General features: G+C 70.4%; 26 protein-coding genes and 1 pseudogene. 19 read left to right on the top strand and 8 right to left on the bottom strand.

Annotated elements, in window-relative coordinates; translation table 11 throughout:
- Positions 1-8 precede the first annotated feature (8 nt).
- The 6 genes from ABZ208_RS14300 (at position 9) to ABZ208_RS14275 (ending at position 6,128) form a co-directional block, all read left to right on the top strand.
- Positions 9-542 (top strand): hypothetical protein, encoded by a 534-nt coding sequence (locus ABZ208_RS14300; protein WP_356909775.1) that lies wholly within the window; start codon positions 9-11, stop codon positions 540-542.
- A 265-nt stretch (positions 543-807) separates the two neighbouring features.
- On the top strand, positions 808-3,006 hold the full coding sequence (locus ABZ208_RS14295; protein ID WP_356909774.1) for a Hint domain-containing protein: 2,199 nt from the start codon (positions 808-810) through the stop codon (positions 3,004-3,006).
- Positions 3,003-3,365: a hypothetical protein gene (locus ABZ208_RS14290; RefSeq protein WP_356909773.1), complete on the top strand. Its 363-nt coding sequence runs from the start codon at positions 3,003-3,005 to the stop codon at positions 3,363-3,365. Before ABZ208_RS14295 ends, ABZ208_RS14290 begins: the two co-directional genes overlap by 4 nt.
- Positions 3,366-3,715: 350 nt before the next feature.
- Positions 3,716-5,176, top strand: a complete 1,461-nt coding sequence (locus ABZ208_RS14285; RefSeq protein WP_356909772.1) for an aldehyde dehydrogenase — start codon at positions 3,716-3,718, stop codon at positions 5,174-5,176.
- A complete protein-coding gene (locus ABZ208_RS14280; RefSeq protein WP_356909771.1) occupies positions 5,176-5,409 on the top strand; it encodes a ferredoxin in 234 nt (77 codons plus the stop codon). Before ABZ208_RS14285 ends, ABZ208_RS14280 begins: the two co-directional genes overlap by 1 nt.
- Before the next feature lie 191 nt (positions 5,410-5,600).
- The gene (locus ABZ208_RS14275) at positions 5,601-6,128 is read left to right on the top strand and encodes a hypothetical protein (RefSeq protein WP_356909770.1); all 528 of its coding nucleotides are present in this window, start codon (positions 5,601-5,603) and stop codon (positions 6,126-6,128) included.
- An 8-nt stretch (positions 6,129-6,136) separates the two neighbouring features.
- On the opposite strand, the gene ABZ208_RS14270 is transcribed toward ABZ208_RS14275, so the two are convergent.
- Complete coding sequence (locus tag ABZ208_RS14270) at positions 6,137-6,790, bottom strand: TetR family transcriptional regulator (protein WP_356909769.1); 654 nt, start codon at positions 6,788-6,790, stop codon at positions 6,137-6,139.
- Positions 6,791-6,989: 199 nt separating this feature from the next.
- Here ABZ208_RS14270 and ABZ208_RS14265 point away from each other — a divergent pair, with 199 nt between their 5' ends.
- From ABZ208_RS14265 to ABZ208_RS14255, 3 genes are all read left to right on the top strand, one after another.
- Positions 6,990-8,309, top strand: a complete 1,320-nt coding sequence (locus ABZ208_RS14265; protein WP_356909768.1) for a glycosyltransferase family 4 protein — start codon at positions 6,990-6,992, stop codon at positions 8,307-8,309.
- Between the two features lie 45 nt (positions 8,310-8,354).
- Entirely contained in the window at positions 8,355-9,086 is a 732-nt protein-coding gene (locus ABZ208_RS14260) for a class I SAM-dependent methyltransferase (protein ID WP_356909767.1), read from the top strand.
- Between the two features lie 86 nt (positions 9,087-9,172).
- Positions 9,173-10,243 carry a prenyltransferase gene (locus ABZ208_RS14255; protein ID WP_356909791.1) on the top strand — a complete coding sequence of 357 codons (1,071 nt, stop codon included), beginning with the start codon at positions 9,173-9,175 and terminating at the stop codon, positions 10,241-10,243.
- Positions 10,244-10,546: 303 nt separating this feature from the next.
- Here the strand turns inward: ABZ208_RS14255 and ABZ208_RS14250 are convergent, their stop codons facing one another.
- Both ABZ208_RS14250 and ABZ208_RS14245 read right to left on the bottom strand, forming a co-directional pair.
- Positions 10,547-11,014: an SgcJ/EcaC family oxidoreductase gene (locus tag ABZ208_RS14250; protein WP_356909766.1), complete on the bottom strand. Its 468-nt coding sequence runs from the start codon at positions 11,012-11,014 to the stop codon at positions 10,547-10,549.
- Positions 11,011-11,151, bottom strand: coding sequence for a hypothetical protein (locus ABZ208_RS14245; protein ID WP_356909765.1), 141 nt, complete (start codon positions 11,149-11,151; stop codon positions 11,011-11,013). The genes ABZ208_RS14250 and ABZ208_RS14245 overlap by 4 nt, the downstream gene beginning before the upstream one ends.
- 104 nt (positions 11,152-11,255) lie before the next feature.
- Here ABZ208_RS14245 and ABZ208_RS14240 point away from each other — a divergent pair, with 104 nt between their 5' ends.
- Positions 11,256-11,708, top strand: coding sequence for a MarR family transcriptional regulator (locus tag ABZ208_RS14240; RefSeq protein WP_356909764.1), 453 nt, complete (start codon positions 11,256-11,258; stop codon positions 11,706-11,708).
- A gap of 92 nt (positions 11,709-11,800) precedes the next feature.
- Here the strand turns inward: ABZ208_RS14240 and ABZ208_RS14235 are convergent, their stop codons facing one another.
- The gene (locus tag ABZ208_RS14235) at positions 11,801-12,091 is read right to left on the bottom strand and encodes a hypothetical protein (RefSeq protein WP_356909763.1); all 291 of its coding nucleotides are present in this window, start codon (positions 12,089-12,091) and stop codon (positions 11,801-11,803) included.
- A 164-nt stretch (positions 12,092-12,255) separates the two neighbouring features.
- Here ABZ208_RS14235 and ABZ208_RS14230 point away from each other — a divergent pair, with 164 nt between their 5' ends.
- Positions 12,256-12,759, top strand: coding sequence for a hypothetical protein (locus ABZ208_RS14230; RefSeq protein WP_356909790.1), 504 nt, complete (start codon positions 12,256-12,258; stop codon positions 12,757-12,759).
- 10 nt (positions 12,760-12,769) lie between these two features.
- Here the strand turns inward: ABZ208_RS14230 and ABZ208_RS14225 are convergent, their stop codons facing one another.
- The 4 genes from ABZ208_RS14225 to ABZ208_RS14210 form a co-directional block, all read right to left on the bottom strand.
- Complete coding sequence (locus ABZ208_RS14225; protein ID WP_356909762.1) at positions 12,770-13,780, bottom strand: LLM class F420-dependent oxidoreductase; 1,011 nt, start codon at positions 13,778-13,780, stop codon at positions 12,770-12,772.
- Between the two features lie 98 nt (positions 13,781-13,878).
- The gene (locus tag ABZ208_RS14220; RefSeq protein ID WP_356909761.1) at positions 13,879-14,688 is read right to left on the bottom strand and encodes a hypothetical protein; all 810 of its coding nucleotides are present in this window, start codon (positions 14,686-14,688) and stop codon (positions 13,879-13,881) included.
- 155 nt (positions 14,689-14,843) lie between these two features.
- Complete coding sequence (locus ABZ208_RS14215; RefSeq protein ID WP_356909789.1) at positions 14,844-15,719, bottom strand: N-acetylmuramoyl-L-alanine amidase; 876 nt, start codon at positions 15,717-15,719, stop codon at positions 14,844-14,846.
- A 97-nt stretch (positions 15,720-15,816) separates the two neighbouring features.
- A complete protein-coding gene (locus ABZ208_RS14210) occupies positions 15,817-16,470 on the bottom strand; it encodes a class I SAM-dependent methyltransferase (protein WP_356909760.1) in 654 nt (217 codons plus the stop codon).
- 160 nt (positions 16,471-16,630) lie between these two features.
- Between ABZ208_RS14210 and ABZ208_RS14205 the strand changes: the two genes are divergently transcribed.
- The 8 genes and pseudogenes from ABZ208_RS14205 (at position 16,631) to ABZ208_RS14170 (ending at position 24,832) form a co-directional block, all read left to right on the top strand.
- On the top strand, positions 16,631-17,479 hold the full coding sequence (locus tag ABZ208_RS14205; RefSeq protein ID WP_356909788.1) for a helix-turn-helix transcriptional regulator: 849 nt from the start codon (positions 16,631-16,633) through the stop codon (positions 17,477-17,479).
- Positions 17,439-17,714: a DUF397 domain-containing protein gene (locus ABZ208_RS14200; protein WP_356909759.1), complete on the top strand. Its 276-nt coding sequence runs from the start codon at positions 17,439-17,441 to the stop codon at positions 17,712-17,714. The genes ABZ208_RS14205 and ABZ208_RS14200 overlap by 41 nt, the downstream gene beginning before the upstream one ends.
- Positions 17,715-17,806: 92 nt before the next feature.
- On the top strand, positions 17,807-18,874 hold the full coding sequence (locus ABZ208_RS14195) for a hypothetical protein (RefSeq protein WP_356909758.1): 1,068 nt from the start codon (positions 17,807-17,809) through the stop codon (positions 18,872-18,874).
- Entirely contained in the window at positions 18,874-20,139 is a 1,266-nt protein-coding gene (locus ABZ208_RS14190; RefSeq protein WP_356909757.1) for a hypothetical protein, read from the top strand. The genes ABZ208_RS14195 and ABZ208_RS14190 overlap by 1 nt, the downstream gene beginning before the upstream one ends.
- A 107-nt stretch (positions 20,140-20,246) precedes the next feature.
- A pseudogene (locus ABZ208_RS14185) lies at positions 20,247-20,480 on the top strand (permease); the annotation flags it as partial.
- Between the two features lie 143 nt (positions 20,481-20,623).
- Complete coding sequence (locus tag ABZ208_RS14180) at positions 20,624-21,235, top strand: DinB family protein (RefSeq protein ID WP_356909756.1); 612 nt, start codon at positions 20,624-20,626, stop codon at positions 21,233-21,235.
- Positions 21,236-21,469: 234 nt separating this feature from the next.
- Entirely contained in the window at positions 21,470-23,629 is a 2,160-nt protein-coding gene (locus ABZ208_RS14175; protein ID WP_356909755.1) for an acyl-CoA dehydrogenase, read from the top strand.
- A gap of 12 nt (positions 23,630-23,641) precedes the next feature.
- Entirely contained in the window at positions 23,642-24,832 is a 1,191-nt protein-coding gene (locus ABZ208_RS14170) for a lipid-transfer protein (protein ID WP_356909754.1), read from the top strand.
- Positions 24,833-24,858: the final 26 nt, after the last annotated feature.

Below are 24,858 nucleotides of genomic sequence, written 5' to 3'. Positions count from 1 at the left end.
GAGGTGCCATGACCCCTGAGGTTGCACAGCTCCTGGGCCGCTGCGGCCTCGTTCTGTACGGCCTGGCCGACGGCAGCTGCCGGATCTGCGTTGCCGGCGGCCCGGTTGTCGGCCGGATCGGAGGCGGCGCGGGCGCCTGGAGCGCCTGGGCGCGGCGGCACGACGGCCGTCACGTCCTGGTCGCCACCGACCTGCCCAGCCGGAACGCGGCGGTGTGCGCGGTCGCCGATCACGCGGTGTGGGAGGACCTGGCACGGGTCCGGCCCGCCGAGACGACACGGAGGTATCACATGACGAGCATGAAGCGGCGCCACCTGTGGAGCCTGGCCCGAGAGGCCCGCAAGGCGCGGGAAGCGGGGATGACGACGCACACGGTGCAGCTCTTCCTCAACCGGCCGGTGTACGGGAAACGGGCCGTCAAGCGGATGGACCGCGGAGTCGACGAAGTGATCCGGGCCATTGAGGGCACAGGCTGGCAGTGCTGTGGGGTCGAGCCGTGGCTCGGCACCGGTGTGCTGCTCAGCTTCGTGCGGGCCGACTGATGGCGTCGTGCCGGGCCGGATGCGGCCGTGCGGAGGAGCTGCTGCGTCGAGCGGCCGACGCCGTGGACCGGGCGGAGGGAGACGCCGCGGCCTCCGGCCCCAGGGGGACGCGGCCTTCAGCAGCCCGGTGCAGCAATCCGGGGCAGCCCACGATCGGATGCCGCTTGCGGCCGGTCGACGGCGCTTGCCAGAACGGTGTTCGGCGTGGTCACCCAAGCCGCGGTCTCGACGCGGCAATGCCGTCGACCCCATGCAGGAGGCCGTCATGACGGAGCCGGGCCCCGCCGAAGGTCAGTCGCCGGCCGAGGGCCGGCCGCCGTCAGGTGCGGCGTTCGTGCCGCCACCGCCTGCTCACCCCCCGGCTCCCGTGCGTCGTCCGTGGATGCTGAGGCTCCAGGTGCTGACCGGACGTCAGCGCATGCTGCTCTTCGGCGGGGTGGGAACGCTGGTCCTGGCGTTGGCGGCCGGGCTGCTGGCCTGGGGGAACGACTCCGACTCCGACTCCGACTCAGGAGAGAGGGCGGCCAAGCGGAACCTGAAGCCGTTCATACGGGCCGTTGACGCGTTGGCCCAGGCCCCGGGGCTGCGTTACCAGGACACCTCGTTCGCCGGTATCACGGAGAACGAGATCACTGTCACCGCGGGCGGAAGCCAGTTCGGAACTACGGGCTCCGGTAATGAGAAGCACGGCCGGGACGTCCTTCACATCGATGGCAAGACCTTCATGCGGTGGCAGGACGACCCCTCGCCCGGCCCGGACGTCGAGCCCGGCACGAAGACTCCCAGCGAGTGGATGCTCGGGATGGACGACGGCTCCCAACTCCTGGGCGACGCGCTGAAGCGCATGCCAACGCCGTCGAGCTTGGCGGACGTGCTGTCGAAGGCCTTGGACGAGGTGGACGAGGCGCCGTCGGCGGACGACTCACGGCAGCGCCCCCTGACCGTGGAGGGGACGCCCGCGCTCGGGGTCGACACCTCGGCAGGCCGGTTGCTGGTGACCGAGCAGGAGCCGAACCGGGTGCTGCGCCTGGAGCCCTACGACCTGTCCGAGGTGGTCGACAAGGTCCGGAACGGGGAGACGGCGACCGAGATCCCGAGGGTGACCACGGGGCCGCTGGCAGCGGGCGACTCCGAGGGTATGGACCTCACTCCGGTCGTCGGTGCTGCCGTGGACGCGATGTTCAACACCCTGTTGGCTCACACCAGGCAACTCGAGGGCGCGAGCGACCACGGCATCAACTTCACCCTCGACGGCTCGGGGGACATGAACTGCGGCTCGGCGGGCTGCACCGCCCACCAGAAGTTCACCGGGCAGGTCTCCAGCAGGGCGAAGGGGCGCATCACCAAGGGCGAGGTCACCGCCATTCTGAGCGCGGACTTCTCCATCGGCGGCCAGTCCGCCGGCCGGTGCATCAGCCGACGCGGCACCTTCCCGGTCACCGGCAACAGCGTCTCCGGCACGCTGACCTGTTCCAACCCGGGTGCCGGAGCGGTCTACACCTCGGTCGCCGCGAGGTACAAGGCCCAGGCCGAGGCCCAGTCCCGGGCCGGCGGCGGCAGGCCGGTCCGCTACAGCATTCCGCTTCGAGCCAACACCCTGATCGACGCCCGCGCCCTGGCGGCGGTGGAGGTGAAGCAACTCGTCGACTGGGTGCGGTGGGAACGGGACGCCGCCAACTGTGCGAAGCCCCACAGCTTCCCGTCCGGCACACAGGTCCTCCTCGCCGACGGAACCCACCGGGCCATCGAAGACATCCGCGTCGGGGACCGAGTGGCCGCCACCGAACCGGAACGCAGGCTCACCTCAGCACGGCCGGTGACCAACCTGATCACCACCGAGGACGACAAGGACTTCACGCGGCTCACCGTCACCACCGACCGGGGTCCCGCGACTGTCACGGCGACCGACAACCATCCGTTCTGGCTGGCGGACGCCAAGCGGTGGACGGACGCCAGGGACGTCCGGGTCGGCGACGAACTGCGCAGCTCGACGGGCTCGCCCCTTCCGGTGACCGCAGTTCTCGACCAGCGGGGCCGGCAGCGTACGCATGACCTCACGGTCAGCGATGTCCACTCGTACTATGTGCTGGCGGGTAAGACTCCGGTCCTGGTTCACAACAGCAACTGCGATGTTCCATCTGGCTCTCTCCAGGGGGAGAAGCTCGCGCAGAAATTGCGATTGGAGTCAGCGAACTCGCCGTTCACTCGGAGTGGAGAGTTGACGCCGGATGCGATTGCTGGTTCCAGGTTGGTGATGCCTGGAACGAAAATGGGGAACAAGGGACTTCAGGCGCGATTCGCAGAACGCGGAGGGGCTTCGCAGTGGGGCAAGTACAGCACCGAGACTCACCAAGGACCCTACGGCGACTTTCAGGTGCACTACTACAGGAATCGAGTGTCGGGCGAGGTCATGTACGACTTTGACTACAAGGTCGTCATGAACCGTAGAGGGAGCGCCTCGTGAAAGTGAGATTCACCGGCACCGAAGGCCATGAGCAGAGCGTTCGCCAGGGGGCGGATGCTTTGCGCCAAGGGCAGGTGTATGTGGTCCTTGAGGTGTACTGCCAGACGGAGGGTCCGAACTACTTCAGGATCGAGTTTCGCAGGGGTGAGCTTCCACCCCTCTTCGACTCGCGGCTCTTTGAAGTGGTCGATCACAACATGCATCCGTCGTGGACGACGTCCGTCGAGTGGGACGGGTCGCTCACGATTTCTCCTGCTGCCTGGCAATCGCCCGGATTCTGGGAGGAGTTCACGGAGCATTCTCGTGGTGCGATCGAGATCTATGAGGTGGGCAGAGATGCTCTGATGTTCGAGGTCTGAACAGCCGAGGGTGCAATTCGCGAATGCATTCCAAGCCCCGTCAGGTGTCTCCTGGCGGGGCTTCGGCATGGTGTGACGGCAGTAGTTGACGGCAACGTCAGCGGACAGGCGCTGCGCAAAGCGGTGGGTCGCTGCCGTCGGCAGGAAGGACTGCGGACCTGCTCCCGACCCGGTCGAGGCGGCGCCGTCTGCGTGCCTGAGGGAGGAAGCACCGAGCCCGGTCGACCAGCGGGAAACCACTGGTCGGGGGCTATTTCGTACTTGCCGTGGACTCCTTCAACTAGAACTGGTATCAGTTCTTCAGTTCTGAAACAGTGTCAGATAGTGCGGCCCAGCGGGAGGCAGCAGTCATGACCGAGCTCATCGACCACGGAAAACTGTTCATCGGCGGAGAGTTGACCGACCCCCTCGGCGGCGACGCCATCGAGGTGGTCTCCCCCCATACCGAGCAGGTCATCGGCCGCGTCCCGCACGCCTCGCGCGAGGATGTCGACCGGGCGGTGGCCGTCGCGCGCAAGGCATTCGACGAGGGGCCCTGGCCGCGCGCGACGCTCGACGAGCGGATCGCCGTCGTCAGCCGGATCAAGGACGCGATCGCCGTACGCCATGAGGAGATCGCCAGGTCCATCAGCTCGCAGAACGGCTCCCCTTACTCCTGGAGCGTTCTCGCCCAGGCGCTCGGCGCCATGATGGTGTGGGACTCGGCGATCACCGTCGCCCGCGGCTTCGCGCACGAGGAGCGCCGTGACGGCGTGCTCGGCCCGATCCTGGTGCGCCGCGAGCCCGTCGGGGTCGTCGCCGCCGTCGTGCCGTGGAACGTCCCGCAGTTCACCGCCGCCGCCAAGCTCGGTCCGGCGCTGCTCGCGGGCTGCACCGTGGTCCTCAAACCGTCGCCCGAATCGCCTCTGGACGCGTACATCCTCGGCGAGATCGCCCAGGAGGCCGGGCTGCCCGAGGGGGTGCTGTCCATCCTCCCGGCGGACCGCGAGGTCAGCGAGTACCTGGTCGGGCACCCCGGCGTCGACAAGGTCTCCTTCACCGGCTCGGTCGCGGCCGGCAAGCGCGTCATGGAGGTCGCATCCCGCAACCTCACCCGCGTCACCCTGGAGCTCGGCGGCAAGTCGGCGGCCGTGATCCTTCCCGACGCGGATCTGCGGACGGCCGTGGACGGCATCGTCCCGGCGGCCTGGATGAACAACGGGCAGGCGTGCGTGGCCCAGACCCGTATCCTCGCGCCGCGCAGCCGGTACGACGAGATCGCCGAGGCCTTCGCCGCCGCCGCCTCGGCACTGGTCGTCGGCGACCCGCTGGATCCGGCGACCCAGGTCGGCCCGCTCGTCGCCGCCCGTCAGCAGCAGCGCTCGCTGGACTACATCGGGATCGGCCAGGAGGAGGGTGCCAAGGTACTCGCCGGCGGTGGCCGCCCGGCAGGTCTGGAACGCGGCTGGTACGTCGAGCCGACGCTCTTCGGCGGCGTGGACAACACGATGCGCATCGCCCGCGAGGAGATCTTCGGGCCGGTGATCTGTCTGCTGCCGTACGGGGACGAGAGCGAGGCGGCCGCGATCGCGAACGACTCCGAGTACGGGCTCAGCGGCAGCGTGTGGACCTCCGACGTGGAGCACGGCATCGACTTCGCGCGCCGGGTGCGGACGGGGACGTACAACGTCAACACGTTCAGCCTCGACATGCTCGGGCCGTTCGGCGGCTACAAGAACTCCGGTCTGGGGCGGGAGTTCGGGCCCGAGGGCTACGGCTCGTACCTGGAACACAAGATGATCCATCTGCCCGCCGGCTACGGGGCGCAGTGATGGGGGACCGCTGGCACGTCGAGGTGGACCGGGGTGTCTGTATCGGCTCGGGGATGTGCGTGGGCCATGCGCCGGACGGGTTCCGGCTGGACACCGCCCGGCAGTCGCGCCCGCAGGCCGACGTCGCGAACGCCAACGAGAAGATCCTCGCAGCGGCGGAGAACTGCCCCGTCGAGGCGATCATGATCACCCTGCTGGCGAGCGGGGAGCCGGTCTTCCCGCCCGAGGACTAGGCCCGACAAGATCGCCCGGACAGGGCCTGGCTCCGCGGTCCGCCCCACGGTCCGGTCCGGTTCACCGTCCGCTCCACCGTCCCCCACCGCCCGGAGTCGGCCTGTGCGAATGCCCGCGCGAACATCCGTGCCAGACTGCGCCTTTGACCGCGCGGGCAGGGGGCCCGTGCGCGATGTGAAGCGGGAGACCTGTGCGCAAGGCGAGGTGGGCGGCCGCGGCCGTCGGTGTGGTGCTGCTGGTGGCGGGATGCAGTGGTGCGAAGGACGACAAGCCCGGGACGTCGCGCTCCGGTTCGTCCGCCGCTCCGGCGGAAGCGGGCGGGAGCCTGGACGCCGCCGCGGCCGCCAAGGAGATCGAGGACGCGGCCACGGCGGCAGGCTTCACCGAGGAGCCGTCGGAGGGTCTCCCTGCTTCACTCAAAGAGTGCGCGGTTTCCTGGCACGCGGATGCCGAGAAGGCCGCCGACCCGAAGAAGTCCTACGACGCGACGCTGGCGGCCCTGGAGAAGGGCGGCTGGGGGCAGCCTCGGGAACACAAGGAGAAGGGGGCGGTCATCACGTCCATGCGCAAGAGCGGCTGGACCATGACGGCGAGCTCCCACGGCCGGGCCGACACGTTCCTGGTGGTCACCTTCGGCGCCGAGGACAACAGCGCCGAGTGCCAGAAGGTGATCAACAAGGAGCTGGAGAAGATCATGAAGAAGAACATGAAGTCGTAGGGCACCGGTTACGCGCGGCCGCGTCCTCTCGGGGGCGCGGCCGGCTCGGCCGGCGGTGGGGCCGTCAGGTCGATCAGGCGGCACACCGTCTCGATGTCGATCTTCACCTGGGCGATCGAGGCCCGTCCCGACAGCCAGGTGATCAGCGCCGAGTGCCAGGTGTGCTCGATCACCCGCACCGCCGAGAGCTGCTCGGGCGTGGGGTTCTCCAGGCCCATGGCGTCCAGGATGATCGCCGTGGTCTGCCGCGAGACCGTGTCCACCTCCGGGCTCACGCTGCGGTCCGCGAAGGTCAGCGCCCGCACCATCGCGTCCGCGAGATGCGGCTCGCGCTGCAGTGCCCTGAAGGCCCGCATCAGCGTCTCGGCGACCCGCTCCGCCGCGCTTTCCCCGGCCGGCGGGCGCTTGCGCAGCGTGGTGTGCATGTGCTGGAGCTGATCCTGCATGGTGGCGACCAGCAGATGGATCTTGGACGGGAAGTAGCGGTAGAGCGTGCCGAGGGCGACGCTCGACGACTCGGCGACCTCGCGCATCTGCACCGCGTCGAAACCGCCCCGGCTCGCCAGCTGGGCACTGGCGTGCAGGATGCGGCGGCGGCGCGCCTCCTGCCGCTCTGTCAGGGGCGCTGATGTGGGCCCTGCCGACCTGGCTTCCGCAGTCATGTGTCCTGTTCCCTGGACGATTCCGGATCGCACAGCATGGCAGGGGCTCCCGCCGTGGCGCGAATCACCTGATCCGCCGGTCACAGTCGCGCTACCTGCCGGTAGATTCAAAGCCTCCGGCCGATCAAGTCTGAAACTTGTTCTAGATTACCGTGAGCTATTACGCTCCGGCGAAAACGCAGTGAGAAGGGGGCCGTGGGTGACCGCAGAGGCCATAGAGGTCGGCCCCCGTGCGGGCACGTCCGGCGGCGATGACGCACCGCTGCGCATCGCTCTGCTGACCTACAAGGGGAACCCGTTCTGCGGCGGTCAGGGCGTCTACGTCCGTCATCTGTCGCGCGAGCTCGCGCGCCTCGGCCACCACGTCGAGGTGATCGGCGCCCAGCCCTACCCCGTGCTCGACGAGGGCGTTCCGCTTACCGAGTTGCCGAGCCTCGACCTGTACCGCAGCCCGGACCCCTTCCGCACCCCGGGGCGCGACGAGTACCGCGACTGGATCGACGCGCTCGAGGTCGCCACCATGTGGACCGCCGGCTTCCCCGAGCCGCTGACCTTCTCGCTGCGGGCGCGCCGGCATCTGCGGGCCCGCCGCGGCGCGTTCGACGTCATCCACGACAACCAGACCCTCGGCTACGGACTGCTCGGCGACCTCGGCGCACCGCTGGTCACCACCATCCACCACCCGATCACCGTCGACCGGCAGCTGGACCTGGACGCGGCGGCCGACTGGAAGCGCCGTGCCTCCGTGCGCCGCTGGTACGGCTTCACCCGGATGCAGAAGCGGGTCGCCCGCCGCCTGCCGTCCGTCGTGACCGTCTCCGGCTCCTCGCAGCAGGAGATCGTCGACCACCTCGGCGTCCGGAACGAGCGGATCCACGTCGTCCATATCGGCGCCGACACCGACCTCTTTTCGCCGAATCCGGCGGTCGCCGAGGTCCCCGGCCGGATCGTCACCACCTCCAGCGCGGACGTCCCGCTCAAGGGGCTGGTGTTCCTGGTCGAGGCGCTCGCCAAGCTGCGCACCGAGAACCCCGACGCCCATCTCGTCGTCGTCGGCAAGCGCGCCGAGGACGGCCCGGTGGCCCAGCTGATCGAGCGGTACGGCCTCGCCGACGCCGTCCGGTTCGTCAAGGGCATCTCGGACGCCGAACTGGTCGACCTGGTGCGCAGCGCCCAGATCGCCTGCGTGCCCTCGCTGTACGAGGGCTTCTCGCTGCCGGCCGCCGAAGCCATGGCGACCGGCACCCCGCTGGTCGCCACCACCGGCGGCGCGATCCCCGAGGTCGCGGGAGCGGACGGCGAGACCTGCCTCGCGGTGCCGCCCGGCGACGCCGAAGCGCTGGCCGCCGCACTGCGCCGGCTGCTGGCCGACCCGGACCTGCGGGCGAGGCTCGGCGCCGCGGGCCGCGCCCGGGTGCTGTCACGGTTCACCTGGAAGCAGGCCGCGATCGGCACCGCGGAACGCTATCGGGAGGCCATCGCCACCTCCCGGCGCGTCACTCTCGCCCGTACCCGCTGAACCACCCGCACCCCCCAGCTCCGCCCCTCAGGAAGGCAGACCCCCGTGCTGACCGTCGACTTCTCCCGCTTCCCGCTCGCCCCGGGCGACCGCGTGCTCGACCTGGGCTGTGGCGCAGGCCGGCACGCCTTCGAGTGCTACCGGCGCGGTGCGCAGGTCGTGGCCCTGGACCAGAACGGCGAGGAGATCCGCGAGGTCGCCAAGTGGTTCGCTGCGATGAAGGAGGCCGGTGAGGCCCCCGAGGGCGCGACGGCGACGGCGATGGAGGGCGACGCGCTCAACCTGCCGTTCCCGGACGAGTCCTTCGACGTCGTCATCATCTCCGAGGTGATGGAGCACATCCCCGACGACAAGGGCGTGCTCGCGGAGATGGTCCGGGTCCTGAGGCCCGGCGGCCGGATCGCCGTGACCGTGCCGCGCTACGGCCCCGAGAAGATCTGCTGGGCGCTCAGCGACGCGTACCACGAGGTCGAGGGCGGCCACATCCGTATCTACAAGGCCGACGAACTGCTCGGCAAGATGAAGCAGGCGGGCCTGAAGCCCTACGGCACCCACCACGCGCATGCGCTGCACTCGCCGTACTGGTGGCTCAAGTGCGCCTTCGGCGTGGACAACGACAAGGCGCTGCCGGTGCGGGCGTACCACAAGCTGCTGGTCTGGGACATCATGAAGAAGCCGCTGGCGACGCGCGTGGCCGAGCAGGCGCTGAACCCCCTGATCGGCAAGAGCTTCGTGGCGTACGCGACCAAGCCGCACCTGCCGAAGGTCGGCGCGTGACGACCTCGCGCCGCCCCGGCCGCACCCCGGGGAATCCGTCCACCGGACAGCAGCCGGCCGTGCCCCCCGCCCGACCGGCGACGGACCTGGCCAAGACGGAACACCTCGTGCTGGACGGCGTCCTGACCGCCGAGCAGGCCGCCGAGACCGTCGCCGGCATCCTCGCCGGGCAGCGCACCGACGGTGCGATCCCGTGGTTCCGTGGGCACCACCTCGACCCGTGGGACCACACCGAGGCCGCCATGGCCCTGGACACGGCCGGCGAGCACGAGGCGGCGGCCCGCGCGTACGAGTGGCTGGCCCGGCACCAGAACGAGGACGGCTCCTGGTACGCCGCCTACCACGACGGCAACGCCGACGAGCCCACCGACCTCGGCCGCGAGTCCAACTTCGTCGCCTACATCGCTGTCGGCGTCTGGCACCACTATCTGTCCACCGGCGACGACGCCTTCCTCGACCGCATGTGGCCCGTCGTGTACGCCGCGGTCGAGTTCGTGCTGGAGCTGCAGCAGAGCGGCGGCCAGATCGGCTGGAAGCGCGAGCCGGACGGCACGGCCGTCAACGACGCGCTGCTGACCGGCAGTTCCTCGATCCACCAGGCGCTGCGCTGTGCACTGGCGATCGCGGAGGAACGCGAGGAGCCGCAGCCCGACTGGGAGCTCGCCGCGGGGGCGCTCGCCCACGCGATCTGCCACCACCCCGAGCGCTTCCTCGACAAGGACCGCTACTCCATGGACTGGTACTACCCGGTCCTCGGCGGCGCGCTCACGGGAGCCGCGGCCACGACCCGTATCGAGGAGCGCTGGAACGACTTCGTCGTACCGGGCCTCGGCGTGCGGTGCGTCCTGCCCAACCCGTGGGTGACCGGCGGCGAGAGCTGCGAACTGGCCCTGGCGTTGTGGGCGATGGGCGAGTCCGACCGGGCGCTGGAGATCCTCCAGTCCATCCAGCACCTGCGCGCCGATGGCGGCATGTACTGGACGGGGTACGTCTTCGAGGGCAGCCAGGCGATGTGGCCGGAGGAACTGACCACCTGGACGGCCGGTTCGCTGCTGCTCGCGGTCGCGGTACTGGGCGGCGACGAGGCCACGACGGCGGTCTTCGGCGGCGAGCGCCTGCCGCGGGGGCTGGCGCCGGACTGCTGCGCAGTGGGGTGACAGGCACGTTCGCGCATGCCGGCGACCTGCTGTCGGCCGGTGGACGGGCGAGATTCGCGGGGACACGTTCGTGGTCCGGGCCGAGTTCGCCGGTCAGCAACCGGAGCCGGTCCGGGGCGCGGGCCACGGCGATCACCCGGTAGCCGGCTTCGGCAAGTCGGCGGGCGGACTCCCGTCGGATGCCTGTGCTCGCTCCGGTCACCGGCTCGGTCCGCCGCTGTGGCGTCGGCCGGTCTGCTCCCTGCGGCCATGACAGTGGTCCTCCTGCTGGGTGGGCTGTGCCGGCCGGCTGCGGGGCGTGATTCAGCGGGCGGCGGGCCTGGTCGCGGGCCGCAGCCTGAACGAGATGGTCTCCAGCAGGCGTTTGTGCCGGGTCTTTTGAACTGCAGCGATCCGCCAGTGGCCGTCCGTCTCGCGGACGACGGTGTACGTCGCGAGTTTGCCGAGCTCCTTCGGACGGCCTTTGTGGACATCGCCGCGGGTGGTGACGACGGCGGTGTCGGGGCCGTAGAAGCGGATGCCGGTGATCTCGACGGCCAGCCGGGTCCCCTTCAGGAAGCTGTCGAACAGGGCCTGGTGGGCGCGACCGATGTCCTGGCCGCCGTGGTACACGGTGCCGGTGAAGGTCACGTCGGTGGCGTCCGCGGTGAACAGCTCGCCGTAGGCGGTGCCGTCGCCGCGGTTCCAGGCGTCGCAGCTTCGCTGCAGCAGAGCGCGGATCGCAGTGTCGTCCGAGATGCCGGAGCCCTGGGCAGCGGTGTGCGCGGTCACTTCTCGACCTCCGGCCCGGTCCGGGCGGAGAACAGGAAAGAGATGCGCTCCATGACGCCCAGGACGTGCTTGACGGTGTGGCGGCGACGCGTGCGGTCCGGGACCGGTCCGGCGGGTGTGGTGATGGTGACGGGCATGGGTCCCCCTTCGTGATAACTTCCTCAAGGAAGTTACTTCCCAAGTAATTTCTCTTCCTTGGGGAAGAGATTATGGAGTGGAGGAGCCCGTGTCAACACCGGCCATGCGACCCGACGCAAGCCAGATCTACCGCCAGTACCTGAGCGCGGTGATGCTGCACGGGCACGCGAGCGCCCGAGCCTGCGACCTCGGCGCCACCGACCTGTACGCGCTGAACATCCTGCAGTTGGCGGGTGCGATGGCCCCCGGTGAACTGGGCGCGCGCACCGGCCTGACGACCGGACCGACCACCCGCCTGATCGACCGGCTGGAGCAGGCCGGCTACGTCCGCCGATCCCCCGATTCCGGCGACCGGCGCAAAGTCATCGTCGTACCGGTCGGCCGCCCTGCCGGCCTCGACCGGGTCATGACCCCCGCCCGGCAGAAGGTCGGCGAGATCCTCGGCGGGTACTCGGCCGAGCAGCTCGACGTCCTTTTCGACTACTTCGTCCGCGCTACCCAGGCCTACCGGGACGCAGCCGAGCGGCTGCGGGCCGACGACACCGCCGCCAGCTGAACTCCCCGCCTTGAGCGGGGAGTTCAGCCTGCCCGCCCCTGGGCGGCCTCGCAGGGGACAGGGGTGGTGAGAGGTGCCGGAAGGCCGTACACCTAGTGCCGGCGCAGCTGCCCGGCCACCGCGTGGCCGATGAACAGGTACACGACCGCCGCGAGACCGTAGCCGGCCACCACACGCGCCCATGCCTTGTCGAAGGTGAACAGGTCGTACGACCAGGCGGCCAGCCAGCGGGCCGAGTCCTGCACAAAGCCCACCAGCGCATTGGCGCGGTTGGCGTCCAGCAGGTACATGAGAATCCACAGGCCGATGATGACGGCCATGACGTCCGCGACGACCACGATGATTCTGGCCGCGAGCAATCCGTTGCTTTGACGTGTACTCATGGCCCTCGTCTTGCCGCTTGTGCGCGCGTGAAACCCGTACGGGTCAACCCAGGTGGCACCCCGGCGGCCCCGGGGAGAGCCTCGGAGGCAGTCCGCCCCGGAGGTCAGCCGTGCCCGTGCCCAGTACACCGAACGCTCCGATACGCCGCGCCCTCGTGGCCCTGATGGTGTGTTGCGCCCTGCTCGGCGGGGCCACAGCGTGCGGCGGCGGCGACGGATCCGATGCGGGCGCGTCCGCGAGCCCCACCGCGTCGGCGGAGGCGCAGAAGTTCGCGAAGACCCGGTTCGTCGCCAACGCGGGCCTCGCGGCCGGGGCGACGTACCAGTGGATCGTGAAGCCCTACCGCGAGGGCAAGTTCAAGAAGGGCGCCGAGGGTCGCACCTTCGCCCTGGTCAAGGCCGGTCTTGCGGGCACGTTCGCGTACAACCGGCTCAAGGCCGCCACCGCGAACGCCAAGGCCGACCCCCTCCTCTCCAAGGCCGTCGCTCCGCTGACCGCCGGTATCGAGTCGCTGAAGGAGCTCGGCACCAAGCTGCGCAGCGGCCAGGCGGGCGCGGCCGACGTCGGTGCCTTCGAGTCCGTCATCAACGGTGTGAAGGAAGCGGGCAAGAGCGCCGGCGCCACGGTCACCGACCGGATTCCGACCACGTCCCAACTCGGCGGATGACGCGTTCGTTTCAGCTGTTGAGCTCGGCGATGACCCGCAGCGTGTCCGGGTCGGGGGCGGTGACCAGCAGATCCGTGACCGGTCCCTTGCGCCACAACTCCAGCCGCTCCGCGATGCGTTCACGTGGTCCGACCAGCGAGATCTCGTCCGCGAAGGCGTCCGGCACCGCCAGTACCGCCTCCTGCTTCCGGCCCGCCAGGAACAGCTCCTGAATGCGGCGGGCCTCGGCCTCGTACCCCATGCGCGCCATCAGATCGGCGTGGAAGTTACGGGTCGCATGCCCCATGCCCCCGATGTAGAAGCCGAGCATCGCCTTCACCGGCAGAAGGCCCTCGGCGATGTCGTCGCAGACCCTGGCCCGGGCCATCGGCGCGATCATGAAACCGTCGGGTACGTCGGAGAGCGAGGCCGCGTAGACATCCGTACGCAGCGGAGACCAGTACAACGGCAGCCAGCCGTCGGCGATCCGCGTCGTCTGCGCGATGTTCTTCGGGCCCTCCGCGCCCAGCAGCAGCGGCAGATCGGCGCGCAGCGGATGGGTGATCGCCTTGAGCGGCTTCCCGGTGCCGGTGCCGTCGTCCCCCGCGTACGGATGCGGGTGGAAGCGTCCCGACAGCTCCACCGGCCGCTCGCGGGCGAGGACTTGGCGGATGACGTCGACGTACTCGCGGGTCGCGGTCAGCGGACTGCTCGGGAAGGGGCGGCCGTACCAGCCCTCCACCACCTGCGGACCGGACAGGCCGAGCCCCAGCATCATCCTGCCGTCGGACAGATGGTCCAGCGTCAGCGCGTGCATCGCGGTCGCGGTCGGGGTACGGGCGGCCATCTGCGCCACCGCCGTGCCCAGCCGGATCCGCGAGGTGTGCGCGGCGATCCAGGTGAGCGGGGTGAAGGCGTCGGAGCCCCAGGCCTCGGCCGTCCACACCGAGTGGTAGCCGAGCCGTTCGGCCTCGCGTGCGAGCGCGAGGTGGGAGGGGTCGGGGCCGCGGCCCCAGTAGCCGAGCGCGAGTCCGAGTCGCATGGCCGGTCCTTCCCGCTTGCGACCTTTGACGGTGCGTCAGGGTACGCCAACGGCCCCCCGCCCGGAAGGGCGAGGGGCCGTGAGGTGTCGCTGCGGCATCAGCCGCGCTGGATACCCGTGGTGTCCTGCAGGACGCCACGACGGCCGTCCTGCGTCTGGGCCACCAGGCCGGGGCCGCGCTGCTCCACCGCGAGGTACCAGGTACCCGGGGCGAGCTCGGCGATCGGGCTCGGCGAACCGTCCTCGCCGTACAGCGGACGGGCCACCGGCACCGCGAACCAGAACGGCGTGAAGTCCGAGGGCGAACCGCCCTGCTGCGGCTCGACGGGGGCGGGAGCCGGGCCGCCCGCGGGCTGGCCGCCGTACGGCTGGGCCTGACCCGGCTGGGCGCCGTAGGGCTGCTGCTGGGCACCCGGGTAGCCGTAGCCGCCGGCCTGCGGCTGGGCGCCGTAGGGCTGCGGGGCGGCGGGGCGGGGGGCGCCGACGAGGGGGGCCTTGAGGGCGGCCACGAGCGGGGAAGCGACGGCGCCGCCCGCGAGGGCGATGGTGGAGAGCAGGCCGAGGATCATGCCTGCGCCCGCGTCGCCGGGCATGTCGATGATGGTCCAGAACGCCGTCCAGACCGCGAACACGGTGAAGGCCACACCGAACTGGCCGAGGTCAAGGCCGGCAACCTTGCGACCCGGCATGCTCCGGCCCACGAGGATCAGAGCTGCGCCGATGACTCCCGAGAGGAACATGCTCATCAGGAGGCTCAGGGAGTCCCAGGCGTTGGCACTGTCGAAGTCCGAGCAGTCGACACCCGAGGGGCAGTCCACGCTGTTGAGGGCAAGGAACGAGGCGATGAACAGCACCACCGCTGCTCCGATCACCACGCCATCGCCTCGAGTGAGGGAGCGGATGTTCACGTGTAATTCCTTCGTCGTCGTCTCATCGGGGCGGTCGTCGCTGCCGCCTGTGCGGCGGTGTGCACGGACGTGGAGCTCGGGGGTGACTCCCCATCGTAGAGGTGAATCTATCGCCTGCCGGTTCCGGCCGTCTGCCGGGTATCGCAGTTACCGCGTCACTGGCCGAGGTAGCTGCTGATACCGTCCGCCATTCCCTGCGCCGCCTTCTGTCGCCAGCCCGGGTCGGTCAGCAGGGCAACGTCCTTGGGGTCACGCATGTTGCCGCATTCGATGAACACCTTGGGCACGTCGGACAGGTTGAGACCGCCGAGATCCTTGCGCACGTCCAACCCCGTGTTGCCGCCCACGTAGTTGGAGACCTGGCTGCCCGTCGCCCGTACGAACTTTCCGACGATCCGCTCGCCCAGGTCGCGCGAGGGGCCCACGATCTTCGAGGTGTCCGCGGTGCCGGACGTGACCAGGGCGGGGAGGATCACATGGAAGCCGCGGTTGCCGACCGCCGAGCCGTCGGCGTGAACGGAGATCACCGCGTCGGCCTCGGCCTTGTTGCCGAATCGTGCTCGTTCGTCGACACACGGGCCGAAGGGGCGGTCGTTGTCGTGGGTGAATTCGACCCGTGCGCCCTGCTTTTCCAGGAGCTTGCGAAGACGGTGTGAAACATCAAGGGTGAATTCGGCCTCGGTGTACCCGGCATTCGTGGCCGTGCCGGTTGTGTCGCATTCCTTGCTGTTCGTGCCGATGTCCACGAGACGGTTGATTTCCCGGGAATGGCGAAAATTGCCGGGGTTGTGTCCGGGGTCGATGACGACCACCTTGCCGGCCAGTGGCCCCGACGTGCCCTTCGAGGGCGCCGGGGTGGAGGTGGGGGCGACGAGGGAGGGTGACGGGGACGCCGGGGGCGCGGTGTCACCGGGCTTGCCCGCAGTGGTCGGGATCGCCGTCCCCTTGGGGGACTCGCTTCCCCCGGGGCCGCTCACCGCCTGCCACGCCAGCCAGCCCACCAAGGCCGTGGGCACCAGTGCGGCGACCATGAGGAGACCGCGCCGGGAGCGGCGCGGTCCGGTGGCAGAGCTGGGGTTCTCGTCGTACGACACGCTCGCGATGCTAGCCGGGCGCTGACCCGGTGGCTCAGATTCCCTGGCCCGTGCGGCGCAGGACACGCAGGGAGTCGGTCGCCGAGACCTCGGTGAACGCGCCGGATTCCAGAGCCCGCAGGTAGATGCGGTACGGGGCCTGGCCGGTCCATTCGTCGACCGGGTCGGGGAAGACGTCGTGGATGACCAGCAGCCCGCGCTCGGCGACGTGCGGGGCCCAGCCCTCGTAGTCGTTCGTGGCGTGCTCGTCGGTGTGGCCGCCGTCGATGAACACCAGCCCGACCTTGCCGCCCCACGCCTTCGCGACCTGCGGGGAGCGCCCCACGACGGCGATCACGTGGTCCTCCAGGCCCGCCTTGTGCAGCGTGCGGCGGAACGTGGGCAGCGTGTCCATGCGGCCGACCTCCGGGTCCACGACCGTCGGGTCGTGGTACTCCCAGCCCGGCTGCTGCTCCTCGCTGCCCCGGTGGTGGTCGACCGTGATCGCGGTGGTCCCGGCCTCGCGGGCCGCGTCGGCGAGCAGGATCGTGGACCGCCCGCAGTACGTCCCGACCTCCAGCAGCGGCAGCCCGAGCGTGCCTGCCTCGGCTGCGGCCGCGTACAGGGCCAGCCCTTCGCCGACGGGCATGAACCCCTTGGCGGCCTCGAATGCGGCGAGGATCTCGGGCTTCGGGGTGGCGGCGGCCATGCGTGGGTCCTCCTGAGCGGGTGGTGCGGGTTGGGCCATGGTGCCCTACGGGCGGGTAGCTTCCGGGGGCGAGGTCGGTTGCGTGATTCACATCACCTGCGCGCAGCGCTTTGGTTACGCTCGGCGACGAGTCAGACGCACAACGGGGGTGACCGTCGCCATGGTCCACATTCGCGACCTCGATCCCAGCGCCTCGCCGCTGGACTACTACGGCTCCGAGCTGCGCCGCCGGCGGGAAGAGGCGGGCCTCAGACAAGGGCAGCTGGGTTCGATCATCTTCTGCACGGGCTCGCTGGTCGGCCAGATCGAGACGGCGAGGAAGGTGCCGACGCGGGACTTCAGCGAGCGGGTGGATGCGGCGCTGGGGACGGACGGGCTGTTCTCGCGGCTGGTGGGGCTGGTGCTGCGAAGCCAGTTACCGAACTGGTTTCAGCCGTATGCGGAGATGGAGGCGAAGGCGGCGTACATCTCCACGTACCAGGCGCAGTTGGTCTACGGGTTGTTGCAGACGGAGGAGTACGCGAGGGCAGTGCTGGGCGTCGATCATCCGGACCGTCTCGACGAGATGGCCGCTGCGCGCATGGAGCGTCAGCGCATCCTGAAGCGCGAGCACCCGCCCGTGCTGTGGGCGGTGCTGGACGAAGCGGCGCTTCACCGGGAGATCGGTGGCCGCAAGGTGATGCGTAACCAACTCGCCCACCTGTTGGGGATGCTGGACCGGCCGTGGGCCCAAATCCAGGTTCTCCCGTATTCGGTCGGTCAGCACGCGGGGATGATGGGATCGTTCACCCTCCTGCGCTTCGAGGACGACCCGGATCTCTTCTACTCGGAGACCTACGACTTCGGCCATATGACAGCCAATCCGCAAGTGATCAGGGAGCGTTCAGTCGGTTACGCTCACCTGCAAGCGGCAGCCCTCTCCCCAAGGGATTCGGCGGCACTGATCGCTCGCGTACTGGAGGAACGTTATGGGCAGCAGCCAGAAGGTGACCGGCGTGCAGTGGCGTAAGTCGTCCTACAGCGGTTCCAGCGGTGGCGAGTGCATCGAGTGCGCCCCTCTCGGCCCCGCCGCCTGGCGCAAGTCGTCCTACAGCTCCGACACGGGAGGCGACTGCGTCGAGGTCGCCCACCTCACCCCCCACATCGCCGTCCGCGACTCCAAGAACCCCGACGGCCCCGCCTTCCTCACCACCCCCGCCGCCTTCGCGGCATTCGTCGCAGCCGCGGCCGAGGGCGGCCTCTGACTGCCTGACCCCCTCACCCGGGATCCGCGAGGCCGGCGCGCGTACCATCGGTGCGTTTGCTCTGAACTTCGCGGTTCGCAAGGGGGAATGGCATGGGTGGCGGCAGGAGACGACGCGGAACGCTTTTCGTCGGCGTGGTGGCCGGGGCCGTGTTCGCGACCGGCATCGGGCTGTATGCGACGGACAGTTGGCCCTTCCGGGACGCCTACTGCTGGGGCGCGTGGCAGGAGGACAGCGGCGCGGACTTCCTCGGTGAGGATGCCCTCGCCAAGTCCGGCTCCGAGCGCCGCGGCACCGAGTCGGCCCCACCCTCGGCTGAACGGCATCGCGCCACCTGCACGGTCGAGGTGTCCTCGACCGTCGACGACAGCGATTCGGACGAGCCGCTCACCTTCGAGGAGAGCGTCACGGTCGAGTACGGGCCCGTCCCGGCCGAGGCCGACAAGCGCCGTGCGTGGATGGCGCGTTACTTCCACGGTTCCGCTTCGCCGTTGCCCGACGGACTCGACGGGCTGGTGGGCGGTGACCGGGCGATGCTCGTCCTGCCCGAGGCGTGCGACGTGGACGGACGGCCGTCGGTGGTGACGATCCGCAGCGAAAGCTGGGGCGACGGCCATCTGGGCAGGCGGGCCATGCCCTTCTCGATCGGCACCCGGCCCGATGTCGCCCGGATGCTGCTGGAGGTGGCCAACACCGGGATGGAGAAGGCTGGTTGTGCGCCGGGCGATCCGCTGCGTATGACGTCGCCGATGGCGACCGTTGCCGAGGACGACGAGAGTGCCGGTGAGCCGGTGTGCCGGATTCCTGGCGTGACCTTCGAGTTCGGCGAAGGCGACCGCTACCGGCAGCAGGTGGGTGCGGTGAACGACGAACTGCAGACCTGCTCGGTGGTGTGGAGCTCGCGGGGTGAGCCGGACGAGCCGGCGGCGCAGTATGTGATGGCGTCGGCGCCGCGTATGGCCGCACTCTTCGAGGGGCTTCCCGAGGGAGCGGACAAGGGGCTGGTGCGGTCCACCTGCAACGGGCGGAAGACCGTGTTCTACGCAGACGTCCGAGGCGGATTGCGGAGCAGCGCCTCGCCCAGCCTGGACGGTGCGTTCGCGAACTTTGTCGAGTCGGTCGGCAACCGCATCAGGTGCGGGACCGGGGGAGAGGCGTGATGACGGGCAGTCCCGGGGCTGAAGAGAACGCTGAGGGGACGGAGGCGACGGAAGCGGAAGGTGAGGCGGCCGGGATCGGGCAGAACCACGCCGGGACCAGGGCCGGGACCGAAGCCGAGAAGCATGCCCGGGGCGGCGACCCCGGACAGGAGACGGACGTGACGCCGGCGACGAATGTCCGGCCCTCGCTCCTGCGCCGCTTCCTGCGTCACCGGACCGCTCGCGCAGCGACCGTGGCCGGACTGGTCGGTGCGCTGCTCGGGGCGGGAGTGGTCGCCTGGCAGACGGACACGCTGCCGTTGCTGAAGCCCGACCCGTGCTGGGACTCGCTCGACGACTCGGCTGTTTCCGCGCTGTTCGGCGACCGTCGGCTCGAGGTCGACGAGCAGGCCCTGCGGCGCGATCCGAGCGTGGCGTCCCTGTCCTACGGGCAGTGCAGGATCACCAGTTACAAGGACGAAGAGGCACGCCGGCAGGCGATCATCCGCGTGCACACCCTGGACGGTCTGTACGGCAAGGACGGGCGGCGCTGGCCCGCCGAGTTCCTGTCGAGCCGTATGGTCACGCTCGGCGACGGGCTGCCCGGCATGGTCTCCGCCTCCCGGGCCTGGCTTGCCCTGCCCCAGAGCTGCACCGGAAGGCCCGACAGTACCCAGGGCCCCACAGTCGTCGATGTGGCCCTGGGCGAGCACGACTTCGACACGCAGAGCGAATACGACGGGGAGGACCGCGACGCCATGACGCGGGTGGTCGTCGCCGCGGCCAACGGCGTCATCCGCGACATGGGCTGCACAGGCACGTACCGGACGCCGGATGCGCTGCCGGGCCTTCCCCGATGGGACGACGTGAGGCCCAGGACCTTCTGCGGTGTGAAGGGCCTGGAACTGCCTGCCACCTACCGGAAGGATCTGGAAGTGAACCGTTTCGGCGGCGACGCCGGGGCGGCCAGGACGTGCGACGCCGGGCGCGGGGGCCGCTCGGAGGTACGACTGACGACGGTCTTGGATCCGGCGCTTGCCGGGATCCTCCTCCAGGAGGCGTACAAGGGCGGTGCCCGGGTCACCGGTACGGAAGGGGGCGGGACACTCAACCCGACCCGCGCCGTGTACGAGGTCTCGTGCCAGACGGGTCCGGTGGTCTTCGTGGTCGAGGATCTCGATCTGCCGCGCAGGGACGCGAACTTCGTCCGCGATGTGCTGCCCGCCTATGTCGAGGCGGAGACCGAACGTATCGGCTGCGGAGCGGTGAAGGTCAAGCTCCCCTGATCCGACGGCTTCATGCAGAAACACAAGGGGCGGCCGAGGCGGTACGCGGCGGGTCGACACGAGGCGTGACTCCGGCCGCCCTGACCGCCGTACGGGGGTGGACCATGACGTTCTACGCCGCCATCGTCGCCGCCGCCTACGTGGTGGAGTTCGTCTTCGGCGCCCTCGGCCTCGTCCCGGACCAGTCCACCGCGAAGGTCCCCGACGAGGGGTGTCCTGGGATTACATGACCTGGCTCAACATCGCCTTCCTGCTGCTCGCGGGGGGCGCTCGTGGTGCGCTTCCTGCGTACCGGCGGCCTGGGCATGCTCCGCGCCATGGGCGGCGCCTCCGGCGCCTGAGCGGCCCCCGCGCGAGGTACTCGGGCGAGGCTGGGCTGTTCGCCGGGACGCTGCGCGGGCGGGACGCGGCCGGCCGGCCGCCGGATGACGCAGATGCCCGATATCTGGTGGCGGACGGTGTCCAGGCCCGTGATGATGCCCGCATGGACTCGGATGAGCACGCAGGTGAAGCAGCGGTGACCCGGTGGACGCGGTCAACCATCTATCCCGACATGTGGGTTGATCCGGACGACGACCCGCGCGAGACGGATGCCAGAGCAGTCGATGAACGCAGCATCCTGCTGGACCACCTGCGCAGCTACCGCCTGACCCTGGAAATGAAGTGCGCGGGCCTGGACGCCGAACAGATGGCCCGGCGCTCCGTACCGCCGTCCACGATGTCCCTGCTCGGGCTGGTGCGGCACCTGACCGAGGAGGAACGGCGCTTTCGCCGGGTGATGGCCGGCGAGGACGCGCCGAAGCTGTACCGCACCGACGAAGACCGCGACGGCGACTTCAACGGCGCGATCGCCGACCCGGCCGTCGTGGAGGACGCCTGGCGGCAGTGGCGGGCAGAGGTGGAACTCGCCGACCGGTTCCTGGCCGGCGTCACCGACCTCGGCACCCGGAACGCCGGCTCCTCCGACCTCGGCCCCGAACCCGGTGGGGACGAGCAGCTCCGCGACGTCCTGGTGGCGCAGATCGCGGAGTACGCGCGGCACTGCGGCCACGCCGACTTCCTGCGCGAGCGGATCGACGGCCGAGTAGGCCAATGATCACTGCACCCCGGTACGCCGGGTGGCCTGACGCCGGGTTCGTTCGCAAGGTGACGCGGGACCTCGCAGGATCCCTCGCAACCCGTGCCCGGACTTCGCAGGGCTCACTGAGACAGGACACCCCCGGCGCCTGAACGGATCCGCGGATCCGCAGCACTTCTGACCTTCCATCAGATTGAAACGTGTTCTACTCTGCCCGCGTCCCGATCCGTCGCGATCGACCTGGGGATGCGCATGGGCATCGGAATCACGCAGGAACACAGGGAGTTGGCCGAGGCGGTGCGGGGCCGGCTGGAGCGGGCCGCGCCGCCGGAGTATGTGCGCAAGTGTCTGGACGTGCCCGCCTCGGCCACAGGGCGGCCCGCCTACTGGGACGGGATCGCGGCGCAGGGGCTGCTCGGGGTGCATCTGCCCGAGGAGTACGGCGGTGGAGGCGGCACACTGCTCGACCTGGCCGTCGTGGTCGAGGAGACCGGGCGGGGTCTCCTGCCGGGGCCGTATCTCCCGAGCGTCCTCGCCGCCGAAGTGCTGCGGCGCGCCGGGCGCGGTGAGCTCGCCGCGCCGCTCGCCGGCGGGACCCGGACCGCGGCCGTCGCCCTCACGGCCGGCAGCCTCACCGCCGTACCGGCCGAAGGCGGCTACGTGCTGGACGGGACCGCGCCGCCCGTCCTCGCGGGGGCGCAGGCCGATGTGCTGCTGCTTCCCGCGATGTCCGGGCAGGGCACGGTCTGGTCCGTGGCCGATGCCGCCGCGCTGACCGTGCGCGCCCACGACAGCGCCGATCCGGTCCGGCCCACCGCCGAGGTGAGTGCCGACGGGGTGCTCGTACGGGACACGCTCGACATAGATCCGGAGCTCGTGCACGACCTGGCGTCCGTGCTGCTGGCGGCGGAGGCGTGCGGCGTCGCGGCGCGCGCACTGGAGACCGCCGCCCAATACGCCGCGGTGCGCGAGCAGTTCGGGCGGCCCATCGGGCGGTTCCAGGCGATCAAGCACCTGTGCGCCGACATGCTCGTACGGCTGGAGCAGGCCCGCGCGCTGACCTGGGACGCGGCGCGGGCCGCCGACACCGCCCCGCCGCAGGTCCGTTCTCTCACCGCCGCCCTCGCCGCTTCGGCCGCGCTGGATGCCGCGTACAGCTGTGCCAAGGACTGCATCCAGGTGCTCGGCGGGATCGGGTTCACCTGGGAACACGACGCGCACCTGTACCTGCGGCGGGCGCTGGTGGCACGGCAGCTGCTGGGACCGGGCGACACCCACCGGCTCCGGGCCGTCGCCCTCGCCGCCTCCGGGGTGCGCCGCGAGCTGACCCTGGAGCTGCCACAGGAGGCGGACGCCCACCGGGCGGCCGCACGGGACGTCATCGGTGCCGTACGCGGGCTGGACCCGCCTGCCGTACGCCGTGCCCTCGCGCCCACCGGCTACGCGGCCCCGCACCTGCCCGCGCCCTACGGCCTGGGCGCGGGCCCGCTCCAGCAGCTCGCCGTCCAGCAGGAGCTGTCCGCTGCCGGGGTGCGGCTGAGCGACCTCGGCATCGCCGCCTGGGTGGTGCCCTCGCTTCTCGCCCACGGCACGAAGGAGCAGCAGGAGCGCTATCTGCTGCCCACGCTCCGCGGCGATCTGCGCTGGTGCCAGCTGTTCTCCGAGCCGGGCGCCGGATCGGACCTGGCGAGCCTGCGGACCCGGGCCGAACGGACCGAGGACGGCTGGCGGGTCAACGGGCAGAAGGTGTGGACGAGTTCGGCGCGTACGGCCGACTTCGGCATCCTGCTCGCCCGTACCGACCCCGACGCCCCCAAACACCGGGGGCTCGGCTACTTCGTCGTCGACATGACGCGCACCCGGGGGATCGACATCAGACCGCTGAAGGAGATCACGGGGGAGTCGCTGTTCAACGAGGTGTTCTTCGACGACGCGCTGCTGCCGCCGGACGCCCTGGTCGGGCAGGCGGGGGACGGCTGGCGCGTCGCCCGCAACACGCTCGGCAACGAACGCGTGCACATGGCCGACCAGATGTCCTTCACCACCGGCCTCGAGGCCCTGCTCGCCCGGGCCGGCGAGCTGGACGACGCACAGCGCGCCCGTATCGGTGCCCTCGCCGCCGAATCGCATGCCCTCGCCTGCATCGGCCTGCGCACCACGCTGCAGCAGGTGTCGGGACTCGAACCGGGCGCCGGGGCCTCCGTAGGCAAGCTGATCCAGACCACGCACCAGCAGAAGACCGCCGGACTCGCCCTCGAACTGCTCGGCCCGGCGGGTGCGGTGCGCGAGGGCGCGGGCGCACGGGCCGTGCACGAGCTGCTGATGTCGCGCTGCCTGACCATCGCGGGCGGCACCACGCAGGTCCAGCTCAATGTCGTCGCCGAGCGCATCCTCGGCCTGCCGCGAGACTGAAGGAGCACGGAGATGAAGGCGTACATCGTCGGCGTGGGGATGACGAAGTTCGAGAAGCCCGAGACGCGGGACTGGCAGTACTGGGACATGGCGCGGGAGGCCGGCACCCGGGCGCTCGCCGACGCGGGAGTCCCGTACGAACAGGTGCAGCAGGTCCCCGTCGGCTACTGCTTCCAGGCCTCGACCGCCGGGCAGCGTGCCGTCTATGAACTGGGCCTGACCGGCGTTCCCGTCTTCAACGTCAACAACAACTGCGCGACCGGGGCCACCGCGCTGATGCTGGCGCGGCAGTTCGTCGAGGGCGGCGCCTGCGACTGCGTACTCGCGCTGGGCTTCGAGAAGATGGCCCGCGGCTCCCTGGGATCCGGCGCGGACGGGGGAGACTTCAAGGCGTCACCCGTCGCCCGCCACTACGCCGTCATGGCGGCCCGCCACGGCTTCGAGACGACCCCGCCCACCGCCCAGATCTTCGGCAACGCGGCGCGCGAGCACATGGAGCGCTACGGCACGACCGAGGCACAGCTCGCCGCCGTCGGGGCCAAGAACCACCGGCACTCGGCGAACAACCCGGACGCCCAGTTCCAGGACGTGTACGAGGTCGACGAGATCCTGGCCGCGAAGACCGTCCACCGGCCGCTGACCAGGCTCCAGTGCTCGCTCACCTCCGACGGGGCCGCGGCGGCCGTCGTCGTCTCCGAGCGTTTCGTCGTCCAGCACGGTCTGCACGACAAGGCCGTGGAGATCGCGGCCCAGGCGATGACCACCGACACGGAGGAGTCCTTCGCGTCCGGCTCCTGCATCGATGCCGTGGGCAAGCCCATGTCACGGGCGGCGGCCCGCGCCGTGTACGAGGGCGCCGGGCTCGGCATCGAGGACGTGGACGTCGTCGAACTGCACGACTGTTTCTCCATCAACGAGCTCCTCACCTACGAGGCGCTCGGCATGTGCGCGGACGGCGAGTCCGGCAAGCTCGTGGAGAGCGGGGCGACGACCTACGGCGGCCGGTGGGTGGTCAACCCGTCCGGCGGCCTGATCTCCAAGGGGCATCCGCTCGGTGCGACGGGGCTTGCCCAGGCGGCCGAGCTGGTGCGGCAGCTGCGGGGCGAGGCGGGGCCCCGGCAGGTGGCCGGCGCCCGGGTGGGGCTCGCACACAACATCGGGCTCGGCGGGGCGGCCGTGGTGACGCTGCTGCGGAGGTTCTAGGACCACCGGGCCCTGTCCGTACATCG

The sequence above is a fragment of the Streptomyces sp. NPDC006208 genome (genome assembly GCF_040613775.1).
Classification (GTDB): domain Bacteria; phylum Actinomycetota; class Actinomycetes; order Streptomycetales; family Streptomycetaceae; genus Streptomyces.
The sequence above is the reverse complement of the archived record's forward strand: the minus strand, read 5'-3'. Positions and strand labels throughout refer to the sequence as shown.

Coding starts and splice junctions, on each gene's coding strand:
- ABZ208_RS14295 (WP_356909774.1), top strand. CDS start 808: ATGACGGAGCCGGGCCCCGCCGAAGGTCAGTCGCCGGCCGAGGGCCGG.
- ABZ208_RS14235 (WP_356909763.1), bottom strand. CDS start 12,091: ATGAGTACACGTCAAAGCAACGGATTGCTCGCGGCCAGAATCATCGTG.
- ABZ208_RS14200 (WP_356909759.1), top strand. CDS start 17,439: ATGGGCAGCAGCCAGAAGGTGACCGGCGTGCAGTGGCGTAAGTCGTCC.
- ABZ208_RS14230 (WP_356909790.1), top strand. CDS start 12,256: ATGGTGTGTTGCGCCCTGCTCGGCGGGGCCACAGCGTGCGGCGGCGGC.
- ABZ208_RS14170 (WP_356909754.1), top strand. CDS start 23,642: ATGAAGGCGTACATCGTCGGCGTGGGGATGACGAAGTTCGAGAAGCCC.
- ABZ208_RS14205 (WP_356909788.1), top strand. CDS start 16,631: ATGGTCCACATTCGCGACCTCGATCCCAGCGCCTCGCCGCTGGACTAC.
- ABZ208_RS14240 (WP_356909764.1), top strand. CDS start 11,256: ATGCGACCCGACGCAAGCCAGATCTACCGCCAGTACCTGAGCGCGGTG.
- ABZ208_RS14180 (WP_356909756.1), top strand. CDS start 20,624: ATGGACTCGGATGAGCACGCAGGTGAAGCAGCGGTGACCCGGTGGACG.
- ABZ208_RS14280 (WP_356909771.1), top strand. CDS start 5,176: ATGGGGGACCGCTGGCACGTCGAGGTGGACCGGGGTGTCTGTATCGGC.
- ABZ208_RS14225 (WP_356909762.1), bottom strand. CDS start 13,780: ATGCGACTCGGACTCGCGCTCGGCTACTGGGGCCGCGGCCCCGACCCC.
- ABZ208_RS14270 (WP_356909769.1), bottom strand. CDS start 6,790: ATGACTGCGGAAGCCAGGTCGGCAGGGCCCACATCAGCGCCCCTGACA.
- ABZ208_RS14175 (WP_356909755.1), top strand. CDS start 21,470: ATGGGCATCGGAATCACGCAGGAACACAGGGAGTTGGCCGAGGCGGTG.
- ABZ208_RS14285 (WP_356909772.1), top strand. CDS start 3,716: ATGACCGAGCTCATCGACCACGGAAAACTGTTCATCGGCGGAGAGTTG.
- ABZ208_RS14245 (WP_356909765.1), bottom strand. CDS start 11,151: ATGCCCGTCACCATCACCACACCCGCCGGACCGGTCCCGGACCGCACG.
- ABZ208_RS14190 (WP_356909757.1), top strand. CDS start 18,874: ATGACGGGCAGTCCCGGGGCTGAAGAGAACGCTGAGGGGACGGAGGCG.
- ABZ208_RS14300 (WP_356909775.1), top strand. CDS start 9: ATGACCCCTGAGGTTGCACAGCTCCTGGGCCGCTGCGGCCTCGTTCTG.
- ABZ208_RS14215 (WP_356909789.1), bottom strand. CDS start 15,719: ATGGTCGCCGCACTGGTGCCCACGGCCTTGGTGGGCTGGCTGGCGTGG.
- ABZ208_RS14195 (WP_356909758.1), top strand. CDS start 17,807: ATGGGTGGCGGCAGGAGACGACGCGGAACGCTTTTCGTCGGCGTGGTG.
- ABZ208_RS14210 (WP_356909760.1), bottom strand. CDS start 16,470: ATGGCCGCCGCCACCCCGAAGCCCGAGATCCTCGCCGCATTCGAGGCC.